The following is a 1,263-nucleotide window of genomic DNA, read 5'->3' as shown; positions in this document are numbered from 1 at the left end:
TGAGGCTGTAGCCGCCCTTGATCGCCAGGATCTGGTTGCAGCCGTCCTCGATCATTGAGGCGCGGGCATCACGGAAGATCTTCTCCACCGGGTATTCGCGGGTCATGCCGTTGCCGCCGAACATCTGAATCGCATCGCTGGCCACCTCGAAGGCATGTTCGGTGGCGGTGACCTTGGCCAGCATCGCGGCCTGCAGCGCCGGCACCGGTGACAGCGCGTTGAAGCGGGCGACGCGGCGGGTCAGCGCCTGGGCAGCCTCGACCTTGCGCAGCATATGGAACAGGCGGCGGGCTACGTCCTGGTGGCGGATGATCGGCTGGCCACCCTGCTTGCGCTCGTGGGCGTAGGCCAGGGCATGGTCGTAGGCTGAACGCGCCACGCCGGTGAAGGTGCCGGCCATCAGCAGGTTGGCGTCGGTGTGAATCGCGTAGACCGCGCGCTTGTAGTCATCCGGCCCGGCCAAGACGTGGTCGAGGCTGACTTTGACGTTGTCGAAGTACAGCTCGCCCTGGGGCAACGGACGCTGGCCCATCTTCTCCAGCGGCTTGCCGAGGGATACGCCGGGCAGGCTAGTCGGCACCACCACGCAGTAGCCGCGCTGGGTGTCCGGGCCGTTAGGCGTATCGGCGGCGCAATAGAGCACGCATAGGTCGGCGATGCAGCCATTGGAGACCCAGGCCGACTTTTGCCCGTTGATGATCAGGTGGCCATCGCTGACCTTCGCCACGCAGTTGGGCCGACCATAGCTGCCCTGCGGATGAAAGATCTGCCGGCTGGCGTCCAGAGAATCAGTGCCGTGATCCGGCTCGGTGATACCCCAGCAACCGATCAGTTGTTCGGAGTATTCGTTGAGGACGAACTGGTTACCCAGCTTGGCCGCCATGTACAGTGGCAGCATGCGCACTCCGGCGGAGATCGCCAGACCCGCGTCGCCCCAGCCGAGCTCCTCGAACAGCAGCGGGAACATCACCGCGCGCTGTTCGTCACTCAGGCTGGCCAACAGCTCCTGGCTGATGCCGAGCTTGTCGTACTCGACGAAAAATTCGTACAAACGCGAGCCCTTGGCCACCACCTGCTCGGCGCTCAGCCGATCCAGCTCCCGGCCGATCGGACGCATCACCTTGCTGGCGAAATGGCGCAGGCTTTGGCGGAACGCTTCGGACTCCTCGTCCAGCGGCGGCTCGCAGGTCCAGGGGCCGAACTGTACCTTGGGCTCGGCAGGCCATTGCTGCGGGGGCAGATTGGGAGTATTCATAAGCTTGA

General features: G+C 64.5%; 1 protein-coding gene. It reads right to left on the bottom strand.

The annotated features are described in order from the left end of the window. Positions 1-1,255, bottom strand: a 1,255-nt coding sequence (locus tag KGB28_RS01865) for an acyl-CoA dehydrogenase family protein (RefSeq protein ID WP_223441677.1), incomplete at its 3' end; no start/stop codon positions are given. Positions 1,256-1,263 lie beyond the last annotated feature (8 nt).

This window comes from Pseudomonas sp. BF-R-19 (assembly GCF_019956445.1).
Lineage (GTDB): Bacteria > Pseudomonadota > Gammaproteobacteria > Pseudomonadales > Pseudomonadaceae > Aquipseudomonas > Aquipseudomonas fluorescens_BH.
The sequence above is the reverse complement of the archived record's forward strand: the minus strand, read 5'-3'. Positions and strand labels throughout refer to the sequence as shown.